The following is a 25,345-nucleotide window of genomic DNA, read 5'->3' as shown; positions in this document are numbered from 1 at the left end:
CTGGTGACCGTGATCACTCTTATGAAATTCTCGACTTCCTATCTTACTCCGGAGTAAGATAACGGGTGTCCACGACCGAACACCGAGAAACTGGTGATCATGAGTAAGCAAGACAGCGTTGTGAGAGCAAACGGCGCCAAGCGTGAGCCCCGCGACACCTCCGCCGTAGGCCTGAACCCGGTGAAGCGGGACGCGATGGGAGCAGCCATGCGGGTGCTCACCAAGATCACCGGCTCGGAGCTCGCCGAGAAGTACAACCTCCGCCAGACCATCGACCGGGTCACCTACGAGGGCACCAAGACCGGCTTCAAGACGCTCGGAGCTGCGACCAGGACGTTCACGAAGGTCTCGGGCGGCGGCCAGCCGAAGCGTCTGCCCACGGCCGAGGCCAAGAACGCCGACTACTTCGACATCACCCCGAACGACGAGCAGAAGATGATCGTCGAGACGGTCCGCGATTTCGCGGGCGAGATCCTGCGCCCCGCCGCGCACGACGCGGACGCGGCCGCCGCCTCGCCCGCCGACCTGGTCGCGCGCGCCGCGGAGCTCGGCATCACCCTCATCAACGTGCCCGAGGAGCTCGACGGCGCCGCCAGCGAGCGCGGCGCGGTCACCAACTCCCTCGTCGCCGAGGCGCTCGCGCACGGCGACATGGGCCTGGCGCTGCCGATCCTCGCGCCCAGCGGCGTCGCGGTCGCCCTGACCCAGTGGGGCACCGACAGCCAGCAGCAGACCTACCTCCCGGCCTTCACCGGCGAGAAGGTGCCGAACGCGGCAGTTGTGGTCAACGAGCCCCGCGCGCTGTTCGACCCGTTCGCGTTGCAGACCAAGGCGGTTCGCTCGCCCAGCGGCTACAAGCTCAACGGCGTCAAGTCCTTCGTGCCCGCCGCCGCGGACTCCGAGCTGTTCATCGTCGCGGCCGAGCTGGACGGCAAGCAGGCCTTCTTCATCGTCGAGTCCGACGCCAAGGGCCTCGTCGTTGAGGCGGATCCCAGCATGGGACTGCGCGCGGCCGGCCTCGGCCGGCTGATCCTCACCGACGTCTCGGTGCCCGAATCCGCCATCCTCGGCGACGGCGACGCCGCCCAGCGTGCGGCCGACTACGCCAACGCCATCCGCCTGGCCCGCCTCGGCTGGGCCTCGATGGCGGTCGGCACCAGCCAGGCCGTGCTGGACTACGTGATCCCCTACGTCAACGAGCGCGAGGCGTTCGGCGAGCCGATCAGCCATCGCCAGGCGGTGGCCTTCATGGTCGCCAACATCGCCATCGAGCTCGACGGCCTGCGACTGGTCACCCTCCGCGGCGCCTCCCGCGCCGAGCAGGGTCTGTCCTTCGCGCGCGAGTCGGCGCTGGCCCGCAAGCTCGCCTCGGAGAAGGGCATGCAGATCGGCCTCGACGGTGTGCAGCTGCTCGGCGGCCACGGCTTCACCAAGGAGCACCCGGTCGAGCGCTGGTACCGCGACCTGCGAGCCATCGGCGTTGCCGAGGGCATCGTCCTCATCTGACGCCGCTGCTGTCCACTAGGAGACTTTGATGATCAACCTCGAACTTCCCAAGAAGCTCAAAGCCTCTGCGAACCAGGCACACCAGGTCGCAGCGGAGATCTTCCGGCCCATTTCGCGCAAGTACGATCTGGCCGAGCACGAGTACCCCGTCGAACTCGACACCATGGCGGCCATGATCGAGGGCCTCAACGACTCGGGCGGTGACGTCGGTGGCGCTGCCGGTGGCCGGTCGGAGGCCTCCACCGAGCTGCTCGGAAACTCCAACGGCGGCAACATGGCCGCACTGCTGAACGCGCTCGAGACCTCGTGGGGCGATGTCGGCCTGATGCTCTCGATTCCCTACCAGGGACTCGGCAACGCTGCGATCGCGGCGGTGTCGACCGACGAACAGCTCGAGCGCTTCGGCAAGGTCTGGGCCTCGATGGCCATCACCGAGCCCAGCTTCGGTTCTGATTCCGCGGCCGTCACCACCACCGCCGTCCTGGACGGCGACGAGTGGGTTCTCAACGGCGAGAAGATCTTCGTGACCGCGGGCGAGCGCTCCACCCACGTCGTGGTGTGGGCCTCGGTCGACAAGTCGAAGGGCCGCGCCGCGATCAAGTCGTTCGTGGTGCCGCGGGACGCCCCTGGCCTGTCCGTCGCGCGTCTCGAGCACAAGCTCGGCATCAAGGCGTCGGACACCGCCGTGCTGCTGCTCCAGGACTGCCGGATCCCCAAGGACAACATCCTCGGCAGCCCCGAGGTGAACGTGGAGCAGGGCTTCGCGGGCGTCATGCAGACCTTCGACAACACCCGCCCGCTGGTGGCCGCCATGGCCGTCGGCGTCGGCCGGGCCGCACTCGAGGAACTGCGCGGCATCCTGGCCGAGGCGGGTGTCGAGGTCTCGTACGACACCCCCGCCTACAACCAGCACGCGGCGGCCGCCGAGTTCCTCCGCCTCGAGGCGGACTGGGAGGCGTCCTACCTGCTGTCGCTGCGGGCGGCCTGGATGGCCGACAACAAGAAGCCGAACTCGCTCGAGGCGTCGATGTCCAAGGCGAAGGCGGGACGCACCGGCACCGACGTCACGCTCAAGGCCGTCGAGCTGGCAGGCAGCCTCGGATACTCGCAGCACACGCTCCTGGAGAAGTGGGGCCGCGACTCGAAGATCCTCGACATCTTCGAGGGCACCCAGCAGATCCAGCAGCTGATCGTGGCGAGGCGCGTGCTCGGAAAGTCGTCTGCCGAGCTCAAGTAGTCTGCGCTGCACGCTGTTTCATGCAACGTCCGCCCCCGTCGCCTCCAATGGCGGCGGGGGCGGACTCGTTGCACTGAGCGGTCTTGCATCCCCAAAGCGCTTGATTAACAACAATTTCCACGAAATTACCCCTGGGAATCCGGATAATCGAGTAGGGCATGATTCGCCTACGTGACGCGTTCATCGAATAGTGCCCGACTGGCGCTGGGGATCAATGTCCCCGGCGACTTCGACTCGCCACTCCCCGCAGATCAGTGCACCTGGGTGGAACGCGCGCTGTGCCGCACCGAGCACCCCGATCAGATGTTCGTTCGTGGCGCCGCCCAGCGCGAGGCGGCCACATTGTGTCGGCGGTGCCCAGTCATCGTTCAGTGCGGCATCGAGGCACTCGACAACGCAATCGAATACGGCGTGTGGGGTGGGATGACAGAGCGTCAGCGGCGGGCTTTGCTCAAGCGTCACCCCAACGTCGAGTCGTGGGCCGATCTGATGGAGATCGACTCCACCGGACCTACGTGATGAGTGCGATGCCGACGCTCGGGCCGCCGTCCGGCAAGTGCACGAGCGGGCTGTTGGTGAACTTCAGCGGCGTCGGGTCCCACCGCATCAGCGGAAAGCCGACATTCTCCTGCCAGGTCTCGCGCAGGTTGACCACGATCGGACTGGCGAGAGAGCCGGGTTCGACCCAGAAGGTGTCCGGGGCGACCGCTTCGTAGATCGGGAGCCCCGCATTCCGCGCCGCGATCAGAGTTTGGGTCGTCAATCCCTGCGGAGCGGCGATGTCACCGACGGCGGCACCCGCCGCGAAAGCCGTGACAGGCGCCAGCGGATCTGCTGTCGCAGCCGCCGGTGCCGCCACACCGACACCGATCGCGACCGCGGCGCGGCACCCATGACACATGCTTCGACGTGATCATCACAGATCCCCCTCAATCGAAACCAGAAACCTACCAATCTGTCGGTTTTCTGCCCGCGCTTCGTTACAGCGGCCGCTTTCACGCTCCCTCGCGCCGTTCGAAACCTGCCACCGGGCACCCACCCCGCACTAGGCTGAGGACCATCCACTCACCGGATCGATTCTGGGCTCAGGGGGCAAATTCCAATGCCGGGTGTTCTGACGAAGACGATCGATACCCTCGGGGCGGCGCGGGTGATGGTACGCGCGGGTCTCGTCCCGTTTCCCCGGGTAGACCGGGGCATCGCGGCCATCCTCGCGGTCCGCAAATACGGCCCCTTCGCCGGGCCGATCCACGCGCACGCCGAGGCCGGACTCGACGCGGTCGCGATCATCGACGAACACGGGCAACTGACCTACGCCCAGCTCGAGCAGCAGTCCAACGCCCTGGTGCGGGCCTGGGAGGCGAACGGCATCGCTCCGGGGTCGGTGATGGGCGCCATGTGCCGCAACCATCGCGGCCTGGTCCTCACAATGCTCGCCGCCGCGAAGCTGGGCGCCAAGCTGGTCCTGATGAACACCGGCTTCGCTCCCCCGCAGCTGGTGGATGTCGCTGCCCGCGAACAGGTTCGGTCGTTCGTCTACGACGAGGAGTTCGCCGACGTCGCCGCGGCCCTACCCTCGGACGTGCGGCTCTTCCTGTCCTGGGGCAAGGACACCGGGCACGGGGCCCGAACGCTCGACGATCTCATCTCCGGTCAGCCCACCAGCGCCGTCCCCCATCCGGCCACGCACGGCAGCTTCGTGTTGCTCACGAGTGGCACCACCGGAACCCCGAAGGGCGCACCGCGCGAGCGCACCTCGCCGCTGGCATCCGCCCAGTTCCTGGACCGGGTGCCGCTGCGTCCCGGCCAGACAATGGTGATGGCGGCGCCCGCCTTCCACGGCACCGGCATGTCCCAGTTCGCGATCGCGCTTGCGCTCGGCCAGACGGTCGTCATGCAGCGCAAGTTCGACCCCGAGGGCAGCGTCCGCCTCGTCGCCGAGCAACGGGCCGACGTCCTCGTCGTGGTCCCGACGATGCTGCAGCGGATCATCGACCTCGGCCCCGAGATCCTGTCGAAGTACGACACCACCAACCTCAAGATCATCTTCGCCGCGGGGTCCGCCATCTCCCCCGATCTGAGCAGGCGCACCACCGGGGCCTTCGGCCATGTTCTGCACAACCTGTACGGCTCAACCGAAGTCGCGGTTGCGACAGTCGCCACGCCTGCCGACCTCGCGGTTGCACCCGGCACCGCAGGCAGAGCGCCGGTGACCTGTCACGTCGAGCTCTACGACGACGCGGGGGTGCGGATCACCGAACCCGAGTCGGTGGGCCGGATCTTCGTCTCCAGCGGACTGAGCTTCAGCGGATACACCGACGGCCGCGACAAGGAGCGGATCAACGGGCTGCTCGCCACCGGCGACGTCGGGCACTTCGACAAGGACGGGCTGCTCTTCGTCGACGGCCGCGACGACGACATGATCGTCTCGGGCGGCGAGAACGTCTACCCCCTCGAGGTCGAGAACCTGCTCTACGAGCGCCCCGATGTGCTGGAGGTGGCGGTGATCGGCGTCGACGATGCCGAGTTCGGCCACCGGCTCAAGGCATTCGTGGTGCCGACACCGGACTCCACACCCGACGATCAGGTGCTCAAGGCCTACGTGAAGGAGCACCTCGCCCGCTACAAGGTGCCTCGCGAAGTGGTCTTCCTCGAGGAGTTGCCCCGCAATGCCACCGGAAAACTGCTCCGGCGGGTCCTGATCGAGATGGAAACCCCGAAGGACTAATCGAGGAATGCGCCGATGATGGTCCGGCCGACGGCTTCGATCGCCGCCAGCTGATCCGCGTCGGGCGCGGTGCCCGCAGGCATGTGCTCGCGCAGCACGGGCAGTTCCGCAGCCGTCAGCTCGACATGGAACTGCAGGCCGTAGGCGTTGTCCCCGACCCGGAAGGCCTGGTGCGGATAGGACGCGCTGCCCGCGAGCAGCACCGCTCCCTCCGGCAGGTCGAAGGTGTCGCCGTGCCAATGCACCACCGGCATTTCGCCGCCGAGACCACCAAAGACCTTGTCCGACTTCGCGGCATCGGTGAGGGTGACCGTCCCGGCACCGAATTCTCCTGTGGGGCCCTCGAATACGTTGGCCCCGAGCGCCGCCGCGAGGAGCTGGGCACCGAGGCACACCCCGATCACCGGGACGCCGAGATCGAGGCAGTCACGGATCAGCGCGCGTTCGGCCGCCAGGTGGGGGTGGCCGGCGTCGTCGAGCGCATTCATCGGACCACCCATGACCACCAGTCCGGCGCACTCGGACGCCTCCGGGAGGCTGTCTCCGTCGAAGGGCTCGCAGACCGAGTAACCGATCCCCCGTGCGCTGAGCACGGTCCCGATCAGGGCCGGCCCCTCGAAGGCGACATGCTTGATGATCCACCAGGTTTGAGTCACCGGCCAAGACTGGCACAACAGCGACATCACCGAGAAACGACGAAAGCCCGGTCCGAAGACCGGGCTTTCGTTCATTGGTAGCGGGGACAGGATTTGAACCTGCGACCTCTGGGTTATGAGCCCAGCGAGCTACCGAGCTGCTCCACCCCGCGCTGCACTGATAACTCTACACGAGAATTGGGGCACTCCCGACCACAGCCGGATCCAGCGGATCGGCAACCCGATCCAGCGACTCCCAGGTCGACTCGTAGCGCCTGCGCGTCACCTCGTCCGCGTCCTGCAGAAGGGCATCCAAGAGCGACTTCGGATCGCGTCGCCACGCCGCCACGACCCCCGCGACCTCCTTGTCGGAGAACACACCCGATCGAGCAACCGCGGAGATCCACTCCTCGAACACACCACATCGGATCCGTTCGACAGCACCCCGATCGAAGCCGCCCTCGACGAAATCGTGAGAGAACATCGCGGCGACGTAGTCACCATGAACCAACTGTTCGGTCTTCATGGGGTGAGCACCTTCCCTGGCGTGGCTGGCGAGACGTTCACAGCCTGCCGCCTACCGGCCCCGATGACGACGGGAGTACTACCCAGGTACATACCTGTTTCCGCATCGGGAACCCCGGAAACGACGAAAGCCCGGTCCGAGGACCGGGCTTTCGTTCTTTGGTAGCGGGGACAGGATTTGAACCTGCGACCTCTGGGTTATGAGCCCAGCGAGCTACCGAGCTGCTCCACCCCGCGATGCATTTACGAAGTTACACGAGCGGCGGAACAGAACACAAATCGCGTGCGGCGGGGCCGGAAACCGCCCCCCGGAAAGCACGGAAACAGGTGACCCAAGGCACAAATGGGCCGTGATCCCAGCCACATAACGGACGCATAACGAACACGCATCCTGTTGACAACGGCGCGCACTCACCTGCGGAAATGCTCGATCCGGCACGGATTTTCGGGTGCAGGGGACGTCCGGACGGCGGGATGACCGTGTCGAAAATGTTGCGTACGGTCGCCACCGGCCCGAAACAACCGGGCTTAAGCCGACCCGCCGCTGCTCACTCTGCCCCGCGGGATCGGAACCCCGAAACCTTCGAGGGGCAGGGACGCGGCGCCAGTGTTTGTGTGCCGGGCGAGAGGAACTCACTCCGCCCCAGGCCGGCCCGTTCGCAAGCGCGGAGAGGATTCACCCCGCATGACGACTCGCAAGATGACCACGCGTGCCCTCGGATGGGTTGCCGCCACCGGCGCACTCGTCGCAGTTCCCTTCGGCCTCGCCACCGGCACCGCCAGCGCCGCCTCCCACAACTGGGACGGCGTCGCACAGTGCGAGAGCGGCGGCAACTGGGGCACCAACACCGGCAACGGCTACTACGGCGGCCTGCAGTTCTCCCAGAGCACCTGGACCGCCAACGGCGGCAGCGGCTCGCCGCACGGCGCATCCAAGGCCGAGCAGATCCGCGTCGCGGAGAACACCCTCGCCAGCCAGGGCCCCGGCGCCTGGCCGGTGTGCGGTCAGTACCTGAGCACCGCGACCGAGGACGTTGCCCCGGAGCCGGCCCCCGCGCCCGCCCCCGCGCCCGCTCCGGTCGAGATCCCGGCCATCCCCGCGGTCATCGCCCCGGCCCTGCCTGCCCTCGAGACCATCCCGGCGCCCGCCGCCGACCAGGTCAAGAAGGCGTCCGACGCCGCCGTCGCCCTGGCGAACCAGCACGGCTTCGGAGATCAGATCCAGCAGCTGATCGCCAACAACGGTGTGGCCCTCGCGAGCCTGACCCGCTGATCCAGCGCACGACAGCAAAGGGGCCCTGCCATCCGACCGGATGGCAGGGCCCCTTTGCTGTCGTGCGCTGTTACTTGGGTAGCCCCTGGTAGGCGTCGACCGCCTTCTGCAGCCGGTCGAGCGCCGCACCGTACGCCGCGAAGTCGCCGCTCTGCTGCGCCGTCTTGACCGCCCCGAGCGCTGCGTCGACCTCGGTCAGCGCGGCGTCGACGTTACCGCTCGGTGCCGGCGGCGGGACCGCGGTCGGTCCGCCCGGCGGCTGCGCCTGCTGCTCCCCATCCGTCGCAGGCGCCGCCCCGCCCGGCGCGGTCGCCACAGAGGCTGCCCCCGAACCGAACACCTGATCCAGCGCCTCCGCCAGCGTCGGCGCATAGCCGACGCGGATGCCCTTCGTGTCGGTGAAGCTCACCAGCACCGCGGTGAGCTGCGGGAAGGCATTCGTCGAATTCCGTTGGGTGTACAACGGTTCGACGTACAGGATGCCGCCCTCGGCGATCGGCAGCGTCAACAGATTGCCGTACTGGATCTTGTTCGACTGCTTGATCAGCGACAGCGCGCTGGCCACCGTCTGATTCGACGTCATCGCGGTCTGTGCCTGCTGCGGGCCCTGAGTCTGCGTCTCCGTCGGCAACTGCAGCACGGTGAACTTGCCGTAGTCCTTCGGATCCGACGCGACCGAGATGTACGCGGCCAGCAACTCCCGGTTGTATCCCTCCATCGGGCTGGTCAGCTTGAACTCGGGCTTTGCCGTCTCCTCGTTGCCGAGCAACACGTAATAGGGCGGCTGGTTCTTATCCGTCTCCACCGTGGGGTCGCTGGGGACCGACCAGAAGTTGTTGTTCGTGAAGAACTCGTTCGGGTCGTCCACGTGGTACTTGGCGAGCATCTCCCGCTGCACCTTGAACAGGTCCTCGGGGTATCGGAAATGCGCCCGCAGGTCGTCGGTGACCGCGCTGTTGGGCTGAACCGTGCCGGGGAAGACGCCCATCCAGGCCTTGAGAACCGGGTCCTGCTCGTCCACCTGGTACAGGGTCACCGTTCCGTCGTAGGCGTCGACGGTGGCCTTGACCGAGTTCCGGATGTACGAGACCTCTTTCTTCGGCAGCAGCCGTCCGGTGGCCTGGTCGACGCTGTCCTCGACCAGGCCGTCGAGCGAGGAGCGCTGCGCGTACGGATAGTTGTCGAGTGTTGTGTAGGCATCGACGATCCACTGCATCCGGCCCGCGACCACCGCGGGGTAGATGGTGCCGTCGGTGGTCAGCCACGGCGCGACCTGGTTCACCCGGTCCCGGGGGTCGCGGTTGTAGATGATCTTCGAATCGTCGCCGATCGCACCGGAGAAGAGGATGTTGCGCTCGGTGTACTTGGCCGCGAACGCCATCCGGTTCACCCAGTTGCCGATCCCGACACCACCGGCGCCGGTGTAGGTGTACTTCGAGTCGTCCGTGTCGTACTCGCGGGGCTCGCCGCCCGCAGCGCCGACGATCGCGTAGTCGGCGTCCGACTTGGCGATCACCTCGCCGTAGTAGATCCGCGGATTGTCCACCCGCAGAGCCGGATCCGACGGCTGCGTCTTGAGGTCGCTGACGCTGTAGATCGGGTAACCGCCGGTGTTGTTCTGGCTGTCCCCCGAGACCTTGGTCACCTGATTGGCGGGCGCGGCGACGAATCCGTTGCCGTGCGTGTACACGGTGTGCTTGTTGATCCAGTCGGTCTGGTTCCCGCTCAGGCTGGCGGGCGAGAGCTCGCGCGCCGCCACCACGAAGTCGCGCAGCTGACCGTTCATCTCGTACCGGTCGATGTTGAGCGCCTTCGGGAAGGCATAGAAGTTCTTCAACTGCTGCTGCGCGGTGAACGTCGGCGACAGGATGTTCGGGTCGAGCAACCGCGTGTTGGCGATCGTCGTCACGTCCGCGGGCACATCCTGCGGCTGCTTCGTCGCGACACCCGTGTAGTCGACGTATTCGACGGTGTCGTCGGTGATCCCATACGCCTGCCTCGTCGCCTGGATGTTGCGCTCGATATACGGGCTCTCCTTCTGCGCGGCGTTCGGCTTCACCGAGAACTGCTCGACCACCAGCGGGTAGACGGCGCCGATCAGGATCGAGGAGAGCACCAGCAGCGCGGTGGCCATAGCGGGGATCCGGATGTCGCGCAGGAAGATCGCGGCGAAGAACGCGAGGGCGCAGATCACCGCGATGGCCATCAGGATCAGCTTGGCAGGCAGCACCGCATTGATGTCGGTGTAGCTGCCGCCGGTGAAGGTGGGCTCCTTGCGGCTGCTCGAGAGCAACGAGTACCTGTCCAGCCAGTAGCCGACGGCCTTGAGCAACACGAAGGTGCCCGCCAGCAACGCGAGCTGGACGGTCGCCGCCTTGGTCAGCGCGCCGTCCCTGCCGCTGAGCCGGAGCCCGCCGAAGACGTAGTGCGTCAACAGGTTCGCGAAGAAGGCGATGAGGACGGCAACGAACAGCCAGTTCAGCACGAGCCGGAAGAACGGCAGGTCGAAGGAGTAGAAGCCGATGTCGAGGCCGAACTGGGGGTCCTTGATACCGAACGACTCACCGTGCAGGAACAGCTGCACCGTCACCCAGTTCGACTGCGCGACCAGTCCGGCGAGAAGACCCATCGCGACCGGGATGCCGATGCCGAACGCCTTCAGCCGACCCATCACCGTGGTCCGGTACCGGGCGATCGGGTCGTTGGGCCCGGCGACCGGCACGAACACCGGACGGGAGCGGTAGGCCAGCAGCAACGCCAGGAACACCGCCCCACCGACCAGCAACGCCACCGCCAGGAACAGCAGGAGCCTGGTGACCAGCACCGTGGTGAAGACGGTCCGGAATCCGACCTCGCCGAACCACAACCAATTGGTATAGGTGTCGATCAGCCGGGGACCGATCAGCAACAGTGCCGCGGCTACGAGCGCCAATACCAGCAGCACTCGACTTCGACGGGACAACGACGGTAAGCCGGTGGGGGGCCGCATGCCCACGTGCCACTCTCCAGTGATTCGGGCGGCGCACAGGCGCCGCGGTGGTTGTGACCACTCTACGTGTGGGTGGGAGGATGGGACCGTGAGCGATAGCAATGGCGTGTACTACGGCCACCCGGCCGACTTCTCCGTCGACGCACTCCCCCGGTGCATACGCGAGGTGTCGGACTTCGTCGACGCGGGCGGATGGGGTCAACCGCCGGTGATGTTCGCCCTCGTCCCCACCGCCGTCCTGGCCGCCGCGGAGCCCGACCTCATCGATCAGCTCGAGGACGGCACCGAGCTGACGCCGGTCGAGCAGGAGCCGTTCCCGGAGGACATCGGTGGCGGCACCCCCGCGCTCGACGAGTTCCTGTCCACCACCAGCTGGCCCGCGGAGGTCGTCGGCTGCGCCCTGGTGCAGGAGATCGTGGTGTTGCCGCCGACGGCCGAGTCCGATCTCGACAGCGCGGTGGCACCGGTGGTGACCGACGAGCACGCCGCCGACGAGATCGCCCGCGCCACCGCGAACGCCCACCCCGAACGCCGCGAGGCCCGGCTCATCGCCGCGGTGCTGCGGGACGGCCCGTCCGTCTGCGTGCTCCAGCTCAAGCCGGAGGAAGACGACCTCGATGCCGAACCCGAGCTGCTCACCTACGAGGACCTCGCGCCGAACCTGGTGAACGCGCTGTACGCGACGTTCGACGCGCCCGACGACTGACCCGCGGGGCCGAAAACCGGCCCTAGCAGGCGGGCGCGTCGCCGCCGGAATTCAGCGAGTCGAGCGCCGACACCGCGCCGTCGAGGTTGTCCACCTTCACCAGCCGCAGACCCTCGGGTACCCGCTGACGGGCCTCGTCGCAGTTCTTCGACGGCACCAGGAAGGTGGTCGCCCCGGCTTCGCGGGCGGCGAGCAACTTGTACGGGATGCCGCCGATCGGGCCGACCTCTCCCTCGGAGTCGATGGTCCCGGTGCCGGCCACGAACCCGCCACCGCTGAGTTCGCCGGGCGAGAGCTTGTCGATCACCGCGAGGGTGAACATCAGTCCGGCCGAGGGGCCGCCCACCTCGGCCAGGTTGAACTCCACGGTGAACGGGACCTCGGGCTTCTCCTGCGGCGTGATCCCCAGGTAGCCGTGGTCCGTGGCTCCCGGCCGCGCGCCGAGCGTCACCGGCACGGTCATCTCCTGGCCGTCGCGACGCAGCAGCACGCTGACCTCGCTGCCGGGTTCGAGTTCGGCAACCGCCCGCTGCACCTCACCGACAGTCTTGACCTGCGTGCCCTTGATGGCGAGCAGCTGGTCGCCCGGCCGCAGCGCGTCCTTGGCCGGTCCGTCCTCGGCTACGTCGACCACCTCGAGCGCGACGGGCAGGTTCAAGTAGTGCAGCGCGGCGAGCTCCGCGGAATCCTCCGACTGCGCGAAGTCCGCCTCGTTCTCCTGCTTGACCTCGTCCTTGCTCTTGTCCGGCGGGTACACCTCGGAGCGCGGTACCAGGCCGTAGCGCCCACTGATCCAGTTCCCGAAGGCCTCGAAGATGTTGAGTCCGTCACGGACCGAGACGGTGGTCATGTTCAGGTTGCCCGACGTCGGATCGATCTCGGTCCCCTCGATCTCGACCACGGGCTTGCCGTCGGCCTCGCCGAGGGTGTTGAAGGTGGGTCCCGGTCCGAGGGCCACGAACGGCACGGTCACCGCGGTCCCGAGAGTGAAGAGCGCCACCACCGGCACCAGCGCAGCGGCCAGGGTCACCATCCGTCGATTCACCCGGCCCAGCGTAGAGGGCGGCCTGGCGTGTTCGCGCTGAGCGTCATCTCCGCCGCCACCAACCCCCACGATGCCTTGTACCGTTGAGCCATGAGCAATCCGCCGTTTGGTTTCTCGAGTTCCGACGACGATCCCGACCGTGACAAGGGTCGGGACGGCGAGGGTTCGCCCGGTCCGGGCGGGATCCCGTTCGGCTTCACCCCCGAGGGCTTCGACCCCACGCAGCTCGGCCAGATGCTCACCCAGTTCGGGCAGATGCTCAGCGGCATGGGTGGCGCGATGGGCACCGGCGGTAGCGGCCCTGTCAATTACGACCTCGCCAAGAAGCTCGCCCTCCAGCAGCTCGGCTCCGTGGCCCCGATCTCGAGCGGAACCGGCACCGCGGTCGCCGACGCCGCCCACCTCGCGGAGGTGTGGCTGGACGGCGCCACCACCCTGCCCGCCGGCGCGTCCAAGGCGGTCGCCTGGACGGCAGCCGACTGGCTCGAGAACACCCTCGACACTTGGAAGCGCCTGTGCGACCCGGTGGCCGAACAGATCTCGGGCATGTGGGCGAGCGGCCTCCCCGAGGAGGCCAAGCAGATGGCGGGCCCGATGATGGGCATGCTCGGACAGATGGGCGGGTTGGCCTTCGGCTCTCAGCTGGGCCAGGCCCTCGGCCAGCTCTCCTCCGAGGTGCTGACCTCCACCGACGTCGGGCTCCCGCTCGGCCCCAGTGGGGTGTCGGCGCTGCTGCCGACGGCGATCGAGAAGTTCAGCGAGGGTCTCGAGCAGCCCGATCGCGAGATCCTGGTGTTCCTCGCCGCACGCGAGGCCGCTCATCACCGCCTGTATGTTCACGTGCCGTGGCTCCGACAGCGACTGCTGGCCACCGTCGAGGAGTACGCGCGCGGCATCCGGATGGACTTCTCCGCGATCGAGGAGGCCGCCCAGGGCATCGACCCGAGCGCGCTGACCGATCCGTCGAAGATCGAGGAGATCCTCCAGCAGGGCGCCTTCGAACCGCAGACGACGCCCGAGCAGAAGCAGGCCCTCGAACGCCTCGAGACCATGCTCGCCCTCATCGAGGGCTGGGTGGAGACCGTGGTGTCCGAGGCGCTCGGCGACCGGCTGCCCGGGGTGGCCGCCCTGTCCGAGACGCTCCGCCGTCGCCGCGCCACCGGCGGTCCCGCGGAGCAGACGTTCGCCACCCTCGTCGGCCTGGAACTACGCCCCCGCAAGGTCCGCGAGGCGTCGCGCCTGTGGCACCTGCTCACCGAGAGCGCCGGGATCGAGGGCCGGGACGGGGTGTGGGCGCACCCCGATCTACTGCCGGACTCCTCCGATCTGGACAGCCCCGCCGGATTCGTCGACCGTGTGGTCGGCGGCGGCACCAGCGCCTTCGACGACCCGATCGCGCAACTCGAGGCGACCGAGGCCCGCGAGCGTGAGCAGGGTGGGGACACCGACCGACCGACGGAGTAGCGGCCGGAACGAAAACCCCAGGCCATCGGCGCCGCGCCCCTGTGGATAACCGGGTGCGCAGCGCTCGTCTGCGCCGCCGCACCTGCAAGGGTCGGGACATGACACCGGCCTCGGCACTGAGCGCGGGTCCGCGGCTCGATCCGCGGATCCCGATCCTGGTTCGGCCCAGCGGTACCGTCCAATTGGGCTGGGACCCCGAGCGCGCCCTGCTGCTCACCGTGCCGACCGGGGTCGCCCCTCCTGCGGTGGCCGCGCTGCTGCGACTGCTCGACGGCCAGCACAGTCACGACGAGATCCTCAGGCGGGCACGGGAGATCGGGCTGACCGCCGCCGACATCGAGGCCCTGCTGGCCGAGTTGGCCGGAGCAGCGCTGTTGATGCCCGCGACGCCTGCACCCCGCTGCGTCACGGCCGTGCACGTGCACGGCCGTGGGCCGCTCTCCGACGGCCTCGCGGGCTCGCTCGGGGATGGCAGGGTGCGGCTGACCAGATCGGTGCCGTTCGGAGGCAGCGGGGTCCCGCGCATCGACCGGTCGGCCCTCGTGGTCCTGGCCGACGAGTTGGTTCCCGATCCGGGATTGGTGGCCGGGCTCGTCGAGGCGCGGACGCCACACCTGCAGGTCCGGCTCCGCGATGGGTCCGGCATCGTCGGACCGCTGGTGCTGCCCGGCCACACCAGCTGCCTGCGGTGCGCCGACCTCACCAGGACCTCGCGCGACCACGAGTGGCCGCACCTGGCCGCGCAGTTGCTCGGCGCGGTCGGGCATGCGGACCCGGCGGCGATCTTGGCCACCACCGCGCTCGCGCTCGCGGAGCTGAACGTGCTGATCGCCGCGCAACCCGCGCGCTCACCCACCTGCCTCGACACCACCCTGGAACTGAACCTGACGACGTATCGACTGGTCAGGAGGACGTGGCCGCGGCATCCCGACTGCGGATGCCGCCGCCGCGCCGGACATGTGGGCGAACCGGCGAATCGTCAGCCATGATGGTGGGCGTGTCAGACATCCCCCGCAGCAGTTCCGCCCGCACCGCCAAACTGGCGAGCATTCCGCTCGGGATCGCGGGACGCGCTGCGGTCGGGTTCGGCCGCAAGCTGGTCGGCGGCGACCGCGAGGAGATCGACGCCAAGCTGACCCAGCAGGCCGCCGAACAGTTGTTCACCGTGCTCGGCGAGCTCAAGGGCGGCGCGATGAAGCTCGGGCAGGCGCTGAGCGTGATGGAGGCCGCCGTCCCGGAGGAATTCGCGGAGCCATACCGGGAGGCTCTGACGAAGTTGCAGGCGGAGGCGCCACCGTTGCCCGCCAAGAAGGTGCACCGGGTGCTCGGCGAGCAGCTCGGCAGCAAGTGGCGCGACCGGTTCGCCTCCTTCGACGACGTTCCGACGGCGTCGGCGAGCATCGGGCAGGTGCACCGCGCCGTGTGGTCCGACGGCCGCGACGTCGCGGTGAAGGTGCAGTACCCCGGTGCGGACGAGGCCCTGCGCGCCGACCTGCGCACGCTGTCCCGCTTCGCCGGGATGTTCAGCTCGGTGATCCCGGGTGCGGACGTCAAGCCGGTCCTCGAGGAGCTCACCGCCCGCACCGAGGACGAGCTGGACTACCGCATCGAGGCGAACAATCAGCGAGCCTTTGCCGCCGAGTTCGCGGGCGACCCCAAGTTCGCGATCCCGAAGGTGGTCGCGAGTTCGCCGAAAGTGGTGATCACCGAATGGATGTCGGCGACACCGCTGTCGACGATCATCGCAGGCGGCACCGCCGATCAGCGCAACAGCGCGGGCGCCCTGCTCGCCGAGTTCCACTTCGCCTCGCCCGCCAGGGTTGGACTGCTGCACAGCGATCCCCACCCCGGCAATTTCATGATGCTCGAGGACGGCAGGCTCGGCGTCATCGACTACGGCGCCTGCGCGCCGATGCCAGGCGGGTTGCCCCCGGTGCTCGGGAGGATGGTGCGGCTCGCGCTCGAGGAACGGTTCGACGAACTGACGGAACTGCTGCGCGCCAACGGATTCGTGCTGCCCGGCCGCAAGGTCACAGATCAGGAGATCGCCGACTACCTCCGTCCCTTCACCGACCCCATCCACACCGAGTCCTTCCACTTCACCAGGGCCTGGCTGCAGAAGGCGGCCGGGACCGCGACGGACTTCTCGTCCGCACAGTTCCGGACCGCACGGGCACTGAACATGCCCGCCGAGTACGTGATGATCTTCCGGGTGCTGCTCGGCTCGGTCGGCATCTGCGCGCAGCTCGACGCCTACGCGCCGTACATGGAGATCCTCACGAAATGGCTGCCCGGCTTCACCGAGGACGTGCCGGAAACGGAGTAGCCGCCCGACGGCCGGTCGCTGTCACCCTGCACCGGCCCGCGTCCTCATCCGATCCACCGCCGGCGCGACCCACGTGCGCAGGTAGCTCCGCAATTCGGCACCGCTGCGGGGCGGCCGGCCGGGGTCGATGACGAACGACTGCGCGATGCGGAGCATGTGCTCGACCAGTTCGTCGAGATCGGCGCCGGTCAGACCTGCCTCCGCCCAGTCGACGGCGAACCGGTCGAGGATCGACCGGCCGAACGTCAGCGCTGCGTCGGATGTGACTCCCGCCGACAGGGCGCTGGCTCGCCCGGGCGCGAGCACCATGTTCAGGTACTTCTCCTCCGGTATCTGTTCCAGCGTGTAGGCAATGCTCTCGACGACGGCATCCGCGGGGTCACGGATCCCGCCGAGGTGTGCGGCGAGGAAGTCCAGGAAAGGACCGGCCTGGGCGATCGCGGTGGCGCCGAGCAGTGCCTCGGCAGTCGGGAAGTACCGGTAGACAGTCTGTCGGGTGACCCCGAGTTCGCGGGCGACTTCGGTGATGCTGACGTCGCCGCCAGACCGGTCGAGTGCCTTGCGGGCGGCAGCGAGAATGCGGGCGATCGCCTCGTCGTCGTCGGCCGGTGCCGCGCCCGACCAGCCGTGTGTCCGCATCGGCCCTTCTTCCTCCCGCTCGCGATTGTCGGTCGAACCCTACCCGCGCGCGGGTGCCAGGAGCCGGCCCGAGCACCCGCATACCAATCCGAGGCAAAATTAGACCGTACAAGTGGACGTCATTGTATGGTCAAGACGCGGCCGACCCGACTGGAGGCCGTCCTCGACCCGGAAAAGGACCAGACGATGACCATGCAGCCCGAAAGCCTTCGACCGGGACTCACGGCCGACCTCACCCGCCGCGCACTGCGGCACGTCCTCGACGGCACGACCGACATGGCCGTGTCACCACTGCGCGTACCGATGCACTACTACCGAGACCCGAAGACCACCGAGTTCGAAGAGGCACAGCTCCTGCGACGCACCCCGCTCGCGATCGTGCCCAGCGCCCAGGTGGGACGGCCCAACGACTACGTAGTGCGGAGCGTCCTCGGCGACTCACTCCTGGTCACCCGTGACAGCGGCGGAACCGCGCACGTGTTCCTCAACTACTGCCGACACCGCGGCGCGATGCCGGCCTGCGGCTCCGGCAATGCCGCTCGCTTCACCTGCCCCTATCACGCGTGGACGTACAAGAACACCGGAAATCTGGTCGGCATGCCGGGCAAGGAGGGCTTTACCGGCATGGACCGTGCCGACTACGGACTGGTGGAACTGCCGAACCAGGAGCGCCACGGATTCATCTGGGCGGTACTGACGGCAGACGAATCCATCGACGTGGACGCACATCTCGGCGACTTGGGCCCGGAACTGGCACAGTTCGACTACGCCTCCTACGGCTACCACGACGAGCGGGAGTTCGAGTCGGACGTGAGCTGGAAGGGTGCGCTCGAGGCCTTCGCCGAGAGCTACCACTTCCCGTTCGTCCACTCCGAGAGCGTGATCGGCCAGAACACAGTCGCGAACACCTCGATCCACGATGCGTTCGGCCGCCACCATCGAATGGGCTTCCCGTTCAACTGGATCCGCGACCTGGACACCAACCCGCAGGGAATGTGGGACCCGGCAATGAACTTGGGCGTGGTCTATTGGATCTATCCCAACCTGATTCTCGCGAACAGCCCGGTCGGTGTCGAGGTACTCGAGATGCTCCCGGCCGGGTCCCCGACACGATGCGCAGTCCGCCACAGCTGGATGGCGCGCATCCCCGCCACCACCGATGAACAGCGAGACCTGTACGACACCGTCTTCGCGCAGGTTCACGGCGCCGTCCGCGACGAGGACTTCGCAATGCTGCCACAGTGCGGCGAGGGGGTGCGCCGGAGCCAGCACGACCACATGATCATCGGTCGCAACGAGATCGGCGTCCAGCACATGATCAAGACCTTCGCTGCCGAACTCGGCGTGGCGCTCGACTGAGACGACCCACTGTCGGACGACACAGGCCCGTCCCGACGCTCCTGCTCGAGCATCAGGGCCGCAAGTCCGGCACCGTTTGCCGCACCCCGTTGCTCTACATCGGGAACGGGCCGGACATCGTTGTTGTCGCGTCGCAGGGTGGGTTGCCGAAACATCGGGTCTCCCGGGCGACGGCGTGGGCCGACTGCCTACACTGGGCGCTCGTGCGGATCGCGACCTTCAACGTCAACGGTATCCGGGCCGCGCAGCGGCGTGGTTTCGAGCAGTGGCTGCGCGAGCGCGACCCCGATGTGGTGGCCGTGCAGGAGATGCGGTCCCGCACGGCCACCATCCCGCCGGGGGTGTTCGGCCCCTATCACCTCGCCTACGACGAGGGCGTGCTGGCAGGCCGCAACGGCGTCGCGGTCCTGACCCGGCACGCGCCCGCAGCGGTGCGGACGTGGAGCGGCACCGCCATGCTGCGTGCACCCGGCGAAACCCACACCCACACAGTTGAACTCGACCCGGCTCCGCTGGCGCGGGGCCTGCGCGAGTTCGCCGACCAGGGGCGGTACATCGAGGTCGACCTCGCCGACGCTCCGATCACCGTCGCGTCGCTGTACCTGCCGAAGGGCGGTCTCCCCGCCCATCTGCAGAAGCCCGGGCGAATGCGGGAAGCCCCGGACGGCGGCGCCCGTTACGAGCGCAAGATGCGTTTCTTGGACGGGTTCGCGCGACAGCTGACGCGCTCACGCCGCGACGCCAGGGCACGCGGACGCGAACTGCTGCTCATGGGCGATCTCAACATCGCGCACACCCGACACGATGTGCGGAACTGGCGGCGCAGCAACCAGGTCGAGGGCTACCTCCCCGAGGAACGCGAGTGGTTCGGCTCGATCCTGTCCCCCCGCACCCTCGTCGATGTCGTCCGAGATCGGTGCCCGGACACCGACGGGCCCTACTCCTGGTGGTCGTGGCTGGGGCAGTCGTTCGCCGACGACACCGGTTGGCGCATCGACTACCACCTCGCGACCCCCCGGCTCGCCCGGGCGGCCGTCGCGGCGGGCACCGACCGTGAACCCGCCGCGGACCTCCGGATGAGCGATCACGCCCCGGTCGTCGTCGACTACGAACTCTGAGTCCGCCCTGCCGACCGGTCAGGCGCAGACGGCCACCTTCCTCGGGCGACCGCGGGGACGCTTGCGCGCGATGACGACACCCTGATCGAGGATCTCGCCACCCCACACGCCCCACGGTTCGGCGCGGTCCAGAGCCGCGCTGAGGCAGCGGGCACGGACCGGGCACTGTGCGCACAATGTCTTCGCCTGCTCGAGCTCGGCGGGGGTCTCACCGAACCAGAGATCGGGATTGTCGGCTCGACAAGGCAGTTCGCGTCGCGCGGGTGCGATCACGGTCGGCTCGCTGATGGCGGTCACGGTCCGGAAATCGTCTCGGCATGTCGCGGTAGACACGTCGTTCTCCTTAAAGCTCTGCGATGGATTCAGGTCGTGGTGCGAACCGAAAGCCGGGCTTTGGAGCAACGAGCTCAAAAACAAAGGCCACGGTCCGCTGGTGCGTCCGTGGCCAAGAGGAAGGAGTACCTACCGAATGGTGATTCGGCTTCTACTCCGGGGCACGGACAAAAGCGCTGCTGCGTGTGCGCGATGGCGGACGACGCGCTTCGGCGCCACCGCCCACGTAGCTGCGGGCAGGTGAGCGGCGCCTGCGACACGAGTGGTCGCCGCGTACGCGTTCGCGCTGCGGTTCCAATCGATCATTGCCGTTCACCTCCCTTTTCGTTCGTGCCGTCCCGCCGGTACCGGGGCACCTGCGGGCTTGTCGCGACGGCAAGCCGGAGCTCACTGCGTCGGAGACCAGGGTATGCGGTCACCTCGGAACCGCACAACCTATTTTTGACCTGGGGTTATCCCGATTCGTCTGCGCTCACGGGCACTTCACCCCGCACCACCGCGAGCACGTCGGCACCGAAGCGCTCGAGCTTCTTCGCGCCGATGCCCGGGATCGACACCAGTCCACGGTCGTCCTGCGGCTGCTGTTCCGCGATCGCGGTCAGCGTGTTGTCGCTGAACACCACGTAGGCGGGCACCTTGAGCTCCCTCGACTTCGCGGACCGCCACGCCTTGAGCGCGTCGAACAGCGCGAGGTCCAGATTCGACGGGCAGGTCTCGCACCGGCCGAGCATCGTCGCGTTGGTCCCGAGGAGTTGCTTGCCGCACACTCGGCACCGCGGGCGCTTCTTCTGCGGCGCGGGCTCCGCGATCCGGGACGCGGGCGAGTCCTCGGGGATGAGACCGTGCAGGAACCGCGAGCGACGCCTGGACTTTCGGCCGCCCGCGTTGCGGGCCAGGGCCCAGGACAGCTGCAGGTGCTCGCGCGCCCGGGTGACCCCGACGTAGAGCAGCCGGCGTTCCTCCTCGACGGCCGCCTCGTCGTCGGGTGACTTGCTGTCACCGAGCGCGTGGGCGATCGGCAGGGTGCCGTCCGCGAGCCCGACCAGGAACACCGCGTCCCATTCGAGCCCCTTCGCCGCGTGCAGCGAGGCGAGCGTGACACCCTGCACCGTCGGTGGGTGCCGGGCCTCGGCACGGGCGGCCAGATCCTTGAGCAGTCCGTCGAGGTCGAGGTCCGGCTCGTGCACCAGTAGGTCCTCGGTGAGCGCGACGAGCGCACCGAGCGAGGCCCAGCGCTCTCGGGCCTGGGCGCCCACCGGTTCGGAGTCCGTCAGTCCCAGCGGTACCAGGATCGCGCGGACAAGCGTGATCAGTTCCTTGCCGCTCCCGGCCTCGGGCGGCAGGTCGTCGCGGCCGGCGGCCTGCCGGAGCGCGGACACGGCCTGGCGCACCTCTGGCCTGGTGAAGAAGCCCTCGCCCCCGCGCACCTGGAACGGTATGTCCAGCTCGGTCAGCGCCTGCTCGTGTGCCTCGGACTGCGCGTTGATGCGGTAGAGCACCGCGATCTCCGCGGCCGGGGTGCCGCCCGCGATGAGCTTCTGGATCGCCTTCGCGACTCCCGCGGCCTCGGCGGGCTCGTCGTCGAACTCGACGAACTCCGGCGCCGGACCCGGGGGGCGCTGCCCGATCAGCTTGAGCCGGGTGCCCGCGATCCGGCCGCGCGCGGCGCCGATGACCTGATTCGCCAGCGATACGACCTCCGGCGTCGAGCGGTAGTCACGCTCGAGGCGGACCACCGCGGCGTCGGGGAAGCGCCGGGAGAAGTCCAGCAGGTACCGCGGCGTGGCACCGGTGAACGAGTAGATGGTCTGGTTCGCATCGCCGACGACGGTGAGGTCGTCGCGCTCGCCCAGCCAGGCGTCGAGCACCCGCTGCTGCAGCGGCGTCACGTCCTGGTACTCGTCCACCACGAAGCAGCGGTACCGGTCGCGGAACTCCTCGGCGACCGTGGAGTGCTCCTCCAGGGCGGCCGCGGTGTGCAGAAGGAGATCGTCGAAGTCGAGGAGCATCGCGCCGTCGCGGACCTTGAGCGCCTCGTAGGCGGCGTAGACGTCGGATACCTTCACCGCGTCCGCGGGCGGTTCCCGTCGCGTCCGCGCTGCCGCGGCCGGATAGTCCTCGGGCGCGATCAGCGATGCCTTCGACCACTCGATCTCGCCCGCCAGATCGCGGACGGATTCGGTGCTGGTGGACAGGCCGACCCGGTTGGCCGCCTGCGCGACGATCGCGAACTTGCGGTCGAGCAGGTCCCACTGGGTGTCGCCGACGACCTGGGGCCAGAAGTAGCGGAGCTGACGGAGCGCGGCGGCGTGGAAGGTCCTGGCCTGCACCTGGTTGGCACCGTCGCCGATGCCAAGGGTGCGCAGCCGCGCCCGCATCTCGCCCGCGGCGCGCGCCGTGAACGTGACCGCGAGCACCTGTCCGGCGGAGACGTGCCCGCCCGCGACGAGGTGCGCGATCCGGCGGGTGATCGTCCTGGTCTTGCCCGTACCCGCGCCTGCCAGCACGCATACCGGTCCTCGTGGCGCGAGCACCGCGGCCGACTGCTGGGGGTCCAGGCCCGTATCGTCCGCTGACATGGCGTCCATCATGGCAGGGCGCACCGACAGCTCCGCATCGAGTCGTCGGGATCACAACCGGCGTGGAACAGAGCCGACGGCCGTGGTGTTATATCCGCCGTGACCGCTACAGAGACCGCCACCGACCTGACCATCTACTCCACCACTTGGTGCGGGTACTGCCGACGCCTCAAGAAGCAGCTCGACGAGTCCGGCATCAGCTATGTCGAGATCGACATCGAGGACGATCCGGCGTCCGCCGACTTCGTCGGCAGCGTCAACGGCGGCAACCACGTGGTCCCGACCGTGAAATACGCCGACGGCAGCACGGCAACCAATCCGACGCTGGTCCAGGTCAAGCAGGCGCTCGGTCGCTGACGTGCGGGCCGCTAGCTAGGCCTTCGCCCACGCCTCGAGCATCCCGCGGGCGATCGACACGGACCCCGGCACCAACAGCCGGGCGTCCGTGTCCGCGGACCAGTCCCCCGCCTCGAGTGCGGCCTTGACCTCGTCCCGGCCGAACCAGTGCGCCTCGGCGATCTCACCGTCGGCGAAGATGATCGGCGCGTCGGGATCGCCCACCGCGGAGAACCCGATCATGACCGACCGGGGGAACGGCCACGGCTGACTGCCCAGGTACCGGACGTCGCTGACCACGAGCCCGACCTCTTCGGCGATCTCCCTCATCACGCAGGCCTCCAGCGACTCGCCCGCCTCCACGAACCCGGCGAGGACCGAGAAGCGCCGCTCGGGCCAGTTCCCGTTCCGCGCCAGCAGCACCCGGTCGGCGCCGTCGTGGACCAGGCAGATCACCGCGGGATCGGTGCGCGGGAACTCCTCGTGACCGGTGCTGGTGCTGTGTCGCGACCAGCCGGAGATCGTCGGCGTCGTCGCGGCCCCGTCGACGGGGCTGAACCCGGCGCTGTCGTGCCAGTTCAGGATGGCGATGGCCGTCGTCAGCAGGCCGGCGCTGGTGTCGGCCAACCGGTCCCCGACGAACCTGAGGTCACCCAGTTCGCCGGTCAGCGCGGCCGCCACCCGGATCGCCCACAGGTGCCTGCCGTCGCGGCGGCCGAGAAAGACCGCACCGGAGACCGGTTCGGGCCCGAGTTCGGCCGCGGGGTCGAGGACCAACTCGGAACCGTCGAGCCGGACCTGACCACGGTGGTTCACCCGGAGCACCAGCGCGTCGGCCCAACCAGACCGCAAAGCCTCACTGTCCGAGCGCAATTCCTCGGCTCGGTCCAGCGCCGACCGCGACAGGATCGGCACGTCGGTCATTTCGAAGTTGGCCACGACCCCAACCCTAGGTGTCGCGCCTAATTGCTCACGCGGCGGATGTAGAGCAGGCGGTCGTTCTCCTCGACGGCGTCGACCTCGGGGCTGCCGACCCGGACCAGGCGGCCCTCACGCACCACACCGAGCACGATGTCGGACAGGTGCCGCGGCGAGCCGCCGATCTCGTCGCGTTCCACCTCGCGCTCGGCGATCGCGAACCCGGCCTCGGGGGTGAGCAGGTCCTCGACCATCTCGACGACGGTCGGGGTGGTCCTGGCGATGCCGAGCAGTCGTCCGGCGGTCTCCGAGGAGACGACCACCGAGTCGGCGCCGGACTGACGCAGCAGGTGCGCGTTGTCCGTCTCCCGGATCGAGGCGACGATCTTCGCCTTCGGGGCGAGCTCTCGGGCGGTCAGGGTGACCAGGACCGCGGTGTCGTCGCGATTGGTCGCGACGATGATCGCCGCCGCGTGCTGTGCGCCTGCCAGCCGCAACACGTCCGACTTCGTGGCCGACCCGTGCACGGTCACCAACCCGAGGCTCGCGGCGGACTCCAGCACCGTGGCGTCGGTGTCGACCACCACGATGTCGGAGGCCGCGACGCCGTCCCCGAGCATCGCTTCGACCGCGGTGCGGCCCTTGGTCCCGTATCCGACGACGACGGTGTGATTGCGCACGGCATGCCTCCAACGCTGGATCTTGAATGCCTGGCGGGAACGCTCCGTCAGTACCGAGAGCGTGGTGCCGACCAGGATGATGAGGAAGAGCACCCGCAGCGGCGTGATGACCACGACGTTGATGAATCGAGCGCTCGGGGTGATCGGGGTGATATCACCGTAGCCGGTGGTCGAGAGCGAGACCGTCGCGTAGTAGAGGCAGTCCAGGAAGGACAGCTCGTTCTCCTGGGCGTCCCGGTACCCATCACGATCGAGATAGACGACAACGACGGCGGCCATCAGCACCACGACGGCCATCAGGACCCGCCGGTAGATCGCGCTCGCGGGACTGCGCAGCACCTCGGGGATCCGCAGCACCCCGACCAACGCGAAGTCCGGCCGATCGGTCAGAGCCGCCTCCTGGTTGCGTAGCCGCGCACGCAATTTACCGGCCATGACGTGTTCTCCAGTTCGCTGACATCGGCTGGCAGCCTAACCCCCGATCCGGCGCCTGGGCCGGACAACCACGCGCGGCGCGTCTGGCGCGCCCGGTTCCGGTGGGGCAGGCTGGCGGCATGAAGATCTCGCCTGCCACCGGACTCGCCGCTCTCCTGCTGGGAACGGGCACGCTGCATTTCGTCAGCCCCAAGCCGTTCGACAGCATCGTCCCGCGCGCGTTGCCGGGCAGTGCCCGCACCTACACCCACCTCTCAGGTGCGGCCGAACTCGCGATCGGGGCGGCCATCGCGGTGCCGCGGACGAGGCGGCTCGGCGGTGCGCTGGCCGCGGCGCTGTTCGTCGCGGTCTTCCCCGCGAACGTGCAGATGGCCGCGGACTGGCTCGGCCGCAACTCGACGCCGCTGCCGCTCAAGGCGATTGCGGTCGCTCGCCTGCCACTGCAGATTCCGCTGATCCTCGCGGCCATGAAGGTTCGCAAGGGCGACGTCGACTCCTGACCGTTCACCCAGTG

Annotated in this window: 23 protein-coding genes, 2 tRNA genes and 1 pseudogene; 14 read left to right on the top strand and 12 right to left on the bottom strand. The window is 68.4% G+C overall.

What is annotated here, in order from left to right:
• The first annotated feature begins 93 nt into the window (after positions 1–93).
• From C8K38_RS07350 to C8K38_RS07340, 3 genes are all read left to right on the top strand, one after another.
• A complete protein-coding gene (locus tag C8K38_RS07350; RefSeq protein WP_097210623.1) occupies positions 94–1,506 on the top strand; it encodes an acyl-CoA dehydrogenase family protein in 1,413 nt (470 codons plus the stop codon).
• A gap of 28 nt (positions 1,507–1,534) precedes the next feature.
• Entirely contained in the window at positions 1,535–2,743 is a 1,209-nt protein-coding gene (locus C8K38_RS07345; protein WP_097210622.1) for an acyl-CoA dehydrogenase family protein, read from the top strand.
• 210 nt (positions 2,744–2,953) lie between these two features.
• Entirely contained in the window at positions 2,954–3,262 is a 309-nt protein-coding gene (locus tag C8K38_RS07340; protein WP_269588428.1) for a WhiB family transcriptional regulator, read from the top strand.
• Here C8K38_RS07340 and C8K38_RS07335 read toward each other — a convergent pair.
• Positions 3,255–3,602: a hypothetical protein gene (locus C8K38_RS07335; RefSeq protein ID WP_143548388.1), complete on the bottom strand. Its 348-nt coding sequence runs from the start codon at positions 3,600–3,602 to the stop codon at positions 3,255–3,257. The two genes, C8K38_RS07340 and C8K38_RS07335, sit on opposite strands and share 8 nt — an antisense overlap.
• A 243-nt stretch (positions 3,603–3,845) precedes the next feature.
• Here C8K38_RS07335 and C8K38_RS07330 point away from each other — a divergent pair, with 243 nt between their 5' ends.
• Positions 3,846–5,471: an acyl-CoA synthetase gene (locus tag C8K38_RS07330; RefSeq protein WP_097210620.1), complete on the top strand. Its 1,626-nt coding sequence runs from the start codon at positions 3,846–3,848 to the stop codon at positions 5,469–5,471.
• Here the strand turns inward: C8K38_RS07330 and C8K38_RS07325 are convergent.
• From C8K38_RS07325 to C8K38_RS07310, 4 genes are all read right to left on the bottom strand, one after another.
• Entirely contained in the window at positions 5,468–6,127 is a 660-nt protein-coding gene (locus C8K38_RS07325) for a type 1 glutamine amidotransferase (protein ID WP_097210619.1), read from the bottom strand. The two genes, C8K38_RS07330 and C8K38_RS07325, sit on opposite strands and share 4 nt — an antisense overlap.
• A gap of 75 nt (positions 6,128–6,202) precedes the next feature.
• Positions 6,203–6,279 (bottom strand) — tRNA-Met (locus C8K38_RS07320).
• Positions 6,280–6,293: 14 nt separating this feature from the next.
• Positions 6,294–6,632: a hypothetical protein gene (locus C8K38_RS07315; RefSeq protein ID WP_097210618.1), complete on the bottom strand. Its 339-nt coding sequence runs from the start codon at positions 6,630–6,632 to the stop codon at positions 6,294–6,296.
• Between the two features lie 159 nt (positions 6,633–6,791).
• A tRNA-Met gene (locus C8K38_RS07310) sits at positions 6,792–6,868 on the bottom strand.
• Between the two features lie 448 nt (positions 6,869–7,316).
• On the opposite strand from C8K38_RS07310, the gene C8K38_RS07305 reads away from it, so the two are divergent.
• Positions 7,317–7,904 carry a transglycosylase family protein gene (locus tag C8K38_RS07305; RefSeq protein WP_097210617.1) on the top strand — a complete coding sequence of 196 codons (588 nt, stop codon included), beginning with the start codon at positions 7,317–7,319 and terminating at the stop codon, positions 7,902–7,904.
• Positions 7,905–7,974: 70 nt separating this feature from the next.
• Here the strand turns inward: C8K38_RS07305 and C8K38_RS07300 are convergent, their stop codons facing one another.
• Positions 7,975–10,899: a UPF0182 family protein gene (locus tag C8K38_RS07300; RefSeq protein ID WP_097210616.1), complete on the bottom strand. Its 2,925-nt coding sequence runs from the start codon at positions 10,897–10,899 to the stop codon at positions 7,975–7,977.
• Between the two features lie 82 nt (positions 10,900–10,981).
• On the opposite strand from C8K38_RS07300, the gene C8K38_RS07295 reads away from it, so the two are divergent.
• Positions 10,982–11,599 (top strand): PPA1309 family protein, encoded by a 618-nt coding sequence (locus C8K38_RS07295; protein WP_257017121.1) that lies wholly within the window; start codon positions 10,982–10,984, stop codon positions 11,597–11,599.
• A 22-nt stretch (positions 11,600–11,621) separates the two neighbouring features.
• On the opposite strand, the gene C8K38_RS07290 is transcribed toward C8K38_RS07295, so the two are convergent.
• A complete protein-coding gene (locus C8K38_RS07290) occupies positions 11,622–12,644 on the bottom strand; it encodes a YlbL family protein (protein ID WP_097210615.1) in 1,023 nt (340 codons plus the stop codon).
• 90 nt (positions 12,645–12,734) lie between these two features.
• Between C8K38_RS07290 and C8K38_RS07285 the strand changes: the two genes are divergently transcribed.
• The 3 genes from C8K38_RS07285 to C8K38_RS07275 all read left to right on the top strand — a co-directional run bounded on the left by C8K38_RS07285 (position 12,735) and on the right by C8K38_RS07275 (position 16,434).
• Positions 12,735–14,108, top strand: a complete 1,374-nt coding sequence (locus C8K38_RS07285; RefSeq protein WP_097210614.1) for a zinc-dependent metalloprotease — start codon at positions 12,735–12,737, stop codon at positions 14,106–14,108.
• A gap of 98 nt (positions 14,109–14,206) precedes the next feature.
• Positions 14,207–15,097, top strand: a complete 891-nt coding sequence (locus tag C8K38_RS07280) for a hypothetical protein (RefSeq protein WP_097210613.1) — start codon at positions 14,207–14,209, stop codon at positions 15,095–15,097.
• Positions 15,094–16,434, top strand: coding sequence for an ABC1 kinase family protein (locus C8K38_RS07275; RefSeq protein ID WP_097210612.1), 1,341 nt, complete (start codon positions 15,094–15,096; stop codon positions 16,432–16,434). The genes C8K38_RS07280 and C8K38_RS07275 overlap by 4 nt, the downstream gene beginning before the upstream one ends.
• Before the next feature lie 21 nt (positions 16,435–16,455).
• Here C8K38_RS07275 and C8K38_RS07270 read toward each other — a convergent pair whose 3' ends face one another.
• On the bottom strand, positions 16,456–17,073 hold the full coding sequence (locus C8K38_RS07270) for a TetR/AcrR family transcriptional regulator (protein ID WP_097210611.1): 618 nt from the start codon (positions 17,071–17,073) through the stop codon (positions 16,456–16,458).
• A 186-nt stretch (positions 17,074–17,259) separates the two neighbouring features.
• Here C8K38_RS07270 and C8K38_RS07265 point away from each other — a divergent pair, with 186 nt between their 5' ends.
• The 3 genes and pseudogenes from C8K38_RS07265 to C8K38_RS07260 all read left to right on the top strand — a co-directional run bounded on the left by C8K38_RS07265 (position 17,260) and on the right by C8K38_RS07260 (position 19,550).
• On the top strand, positions 17,260–18,432 hold the full coding sequence (locus C8K38_RS07265; RefSeq protein WP_373560233.1) for an aromatic ring-hydroxylating oxygenase subunit alpha: 1,173 nt from the start codon (positions 17,260–17,262) through the stop codon (positions 18,430–18,432).
• Positions 18,429–18,527, top strand: a pseudogene (locus C8K38_RS28050) (nitroreductase family deazaflavin-dependent oxidoreductase); the annotation flags it as partial. The gene C8K38_RS07265 and the pseudogene C8K38_RS28050, both read left to right, overlap by 4 nt.
• Before the next feature lie 108 nt (positions 18,528–18,635).
• Complete coding sequence (locus C8K38_RS07260; protein ID WP_257017120.1) at positions 18,636–19,550, top strand: exodeoxyribonuclease III; 915 nt, start codon at positions 18,636–18,638, stop codon at positions 19,548–19,550.
• Positions 19,551–19,568: 18 nt separating this feature from the next.
• On the opposite strand, the gene C8K38_RS07255 is transcribed toward C8K38_RS07260, so the two are convergent.
• Together C8K38_RS07255 and C8K38_RS07250 are read right to left on the bottom strand one after the other, a co-directional pair.
• The gene (locus tag C8K38_RS07255) at positions 19,569–19,847 is read right to left on the bottom strand and encodes a WhiB family transcriptional regulator (RefSeq protein WP_077041064.1); all 279 of its coding nucleotides are present in this window, start codon (positions 19,845–19,847) and stop codon (positions 19,569–19,571) included.
• A gap of 488 nt (positions 19,848–20,335) precedes the next feature.
• Positions 20,336–22,474, bottom strand: coding sequence for an ATP-dependent DNA helicase UvrD2 (locus C8K38_RS07250; RefSeq protein ID WP_097210609.1), 2,139 nt, complete (start codon positions 22,472–22,474; stop codon positions 20,336–20,338).
• A gap of 87 nt (positions 22,475–22,561) precedes the next feature.
• Here C8K38_RS07250 and C8K38_RS07245 point away from each other — a divergent pair, with 87 nt between their 5' ends.
• Positions 22,562–22,819 carry a mycoredoxin gene (locus C8K38_RS07245; protein ID WP_077041062.1) on the top strand — a complete coding sequence of 86 codons (258 nt, stop codon included), beginning with the start codon at positions 22,562–22,564 and terminating at the stop codon, positions 22,817–22,819.
• A 15-nt stretch (positions 22,820–22,834) separates the two neighbouring features.
• Here C8K38_RS07245 and nudC read toward each other — a convergent pair whose 3' ends face one another.
• Both nudC and C8K38_RS07235 read right to left on the bottom strand, forming a co-directional pair.
• Positions 22,835–23,722 carry an NAD(+) diphosphatase gene (gene nudC, locus C8K38_RS07240; RefSeq protein WP_373560232.1) on the bottom strand — a complete coding sequence of 296 codons (888 nt, stop codon included), beginning with the start codon at positions 23,720–23,722 and terminating at the stop codon, positions 22,835–22,837.
• Positions 23,723–23,760: 38 nt separating this feature from the next.
• Positions 23,761–24,831 (bottom strand): potassium channel family protein, encoded by a 1,071-nt coding sequence (locus C8K38_RS07235; protein WP_097210607.1) that lies wholly within the window; start codon positions 24,829–24,831, stop codon positions 23,761–23,763.
• A gap of 119 nt (positions 24,832–24,950) precedes the next feature.
• Between C8K38_RS07235 and C8K38_RS07230 the strand changes: the two genes are divergently transcribed.
• Complete coding sequence (locus tag C8K38_RS07230; RefSeq protein ID WP_097210606.1) at positions 24,951–25,331, top strand: DoxX family protein; 381 nt, start codon at positions 24,951–24,953, stop codon at positions 25,329–25,331.
• Positions 25,332–25,345 lie beyond the last annotated feature (14 nt).

The organism is Rhodococcus sp. OK611, from assembly GCF_003050885.1.
In the GTDB taxonomy this organism is placed as follows: domain Bacteria; phylum Actinomycetota; class Actinomycetes; order Mycobacteriales; family Mycobacteriaceae; genus Rhodococcus_G; species Rhodococcus_G oryzae.
Note: the sequence above shows the minus strand (reverse complement) of the source record. Positions and strands in the feature narration are given on the sequence as shown.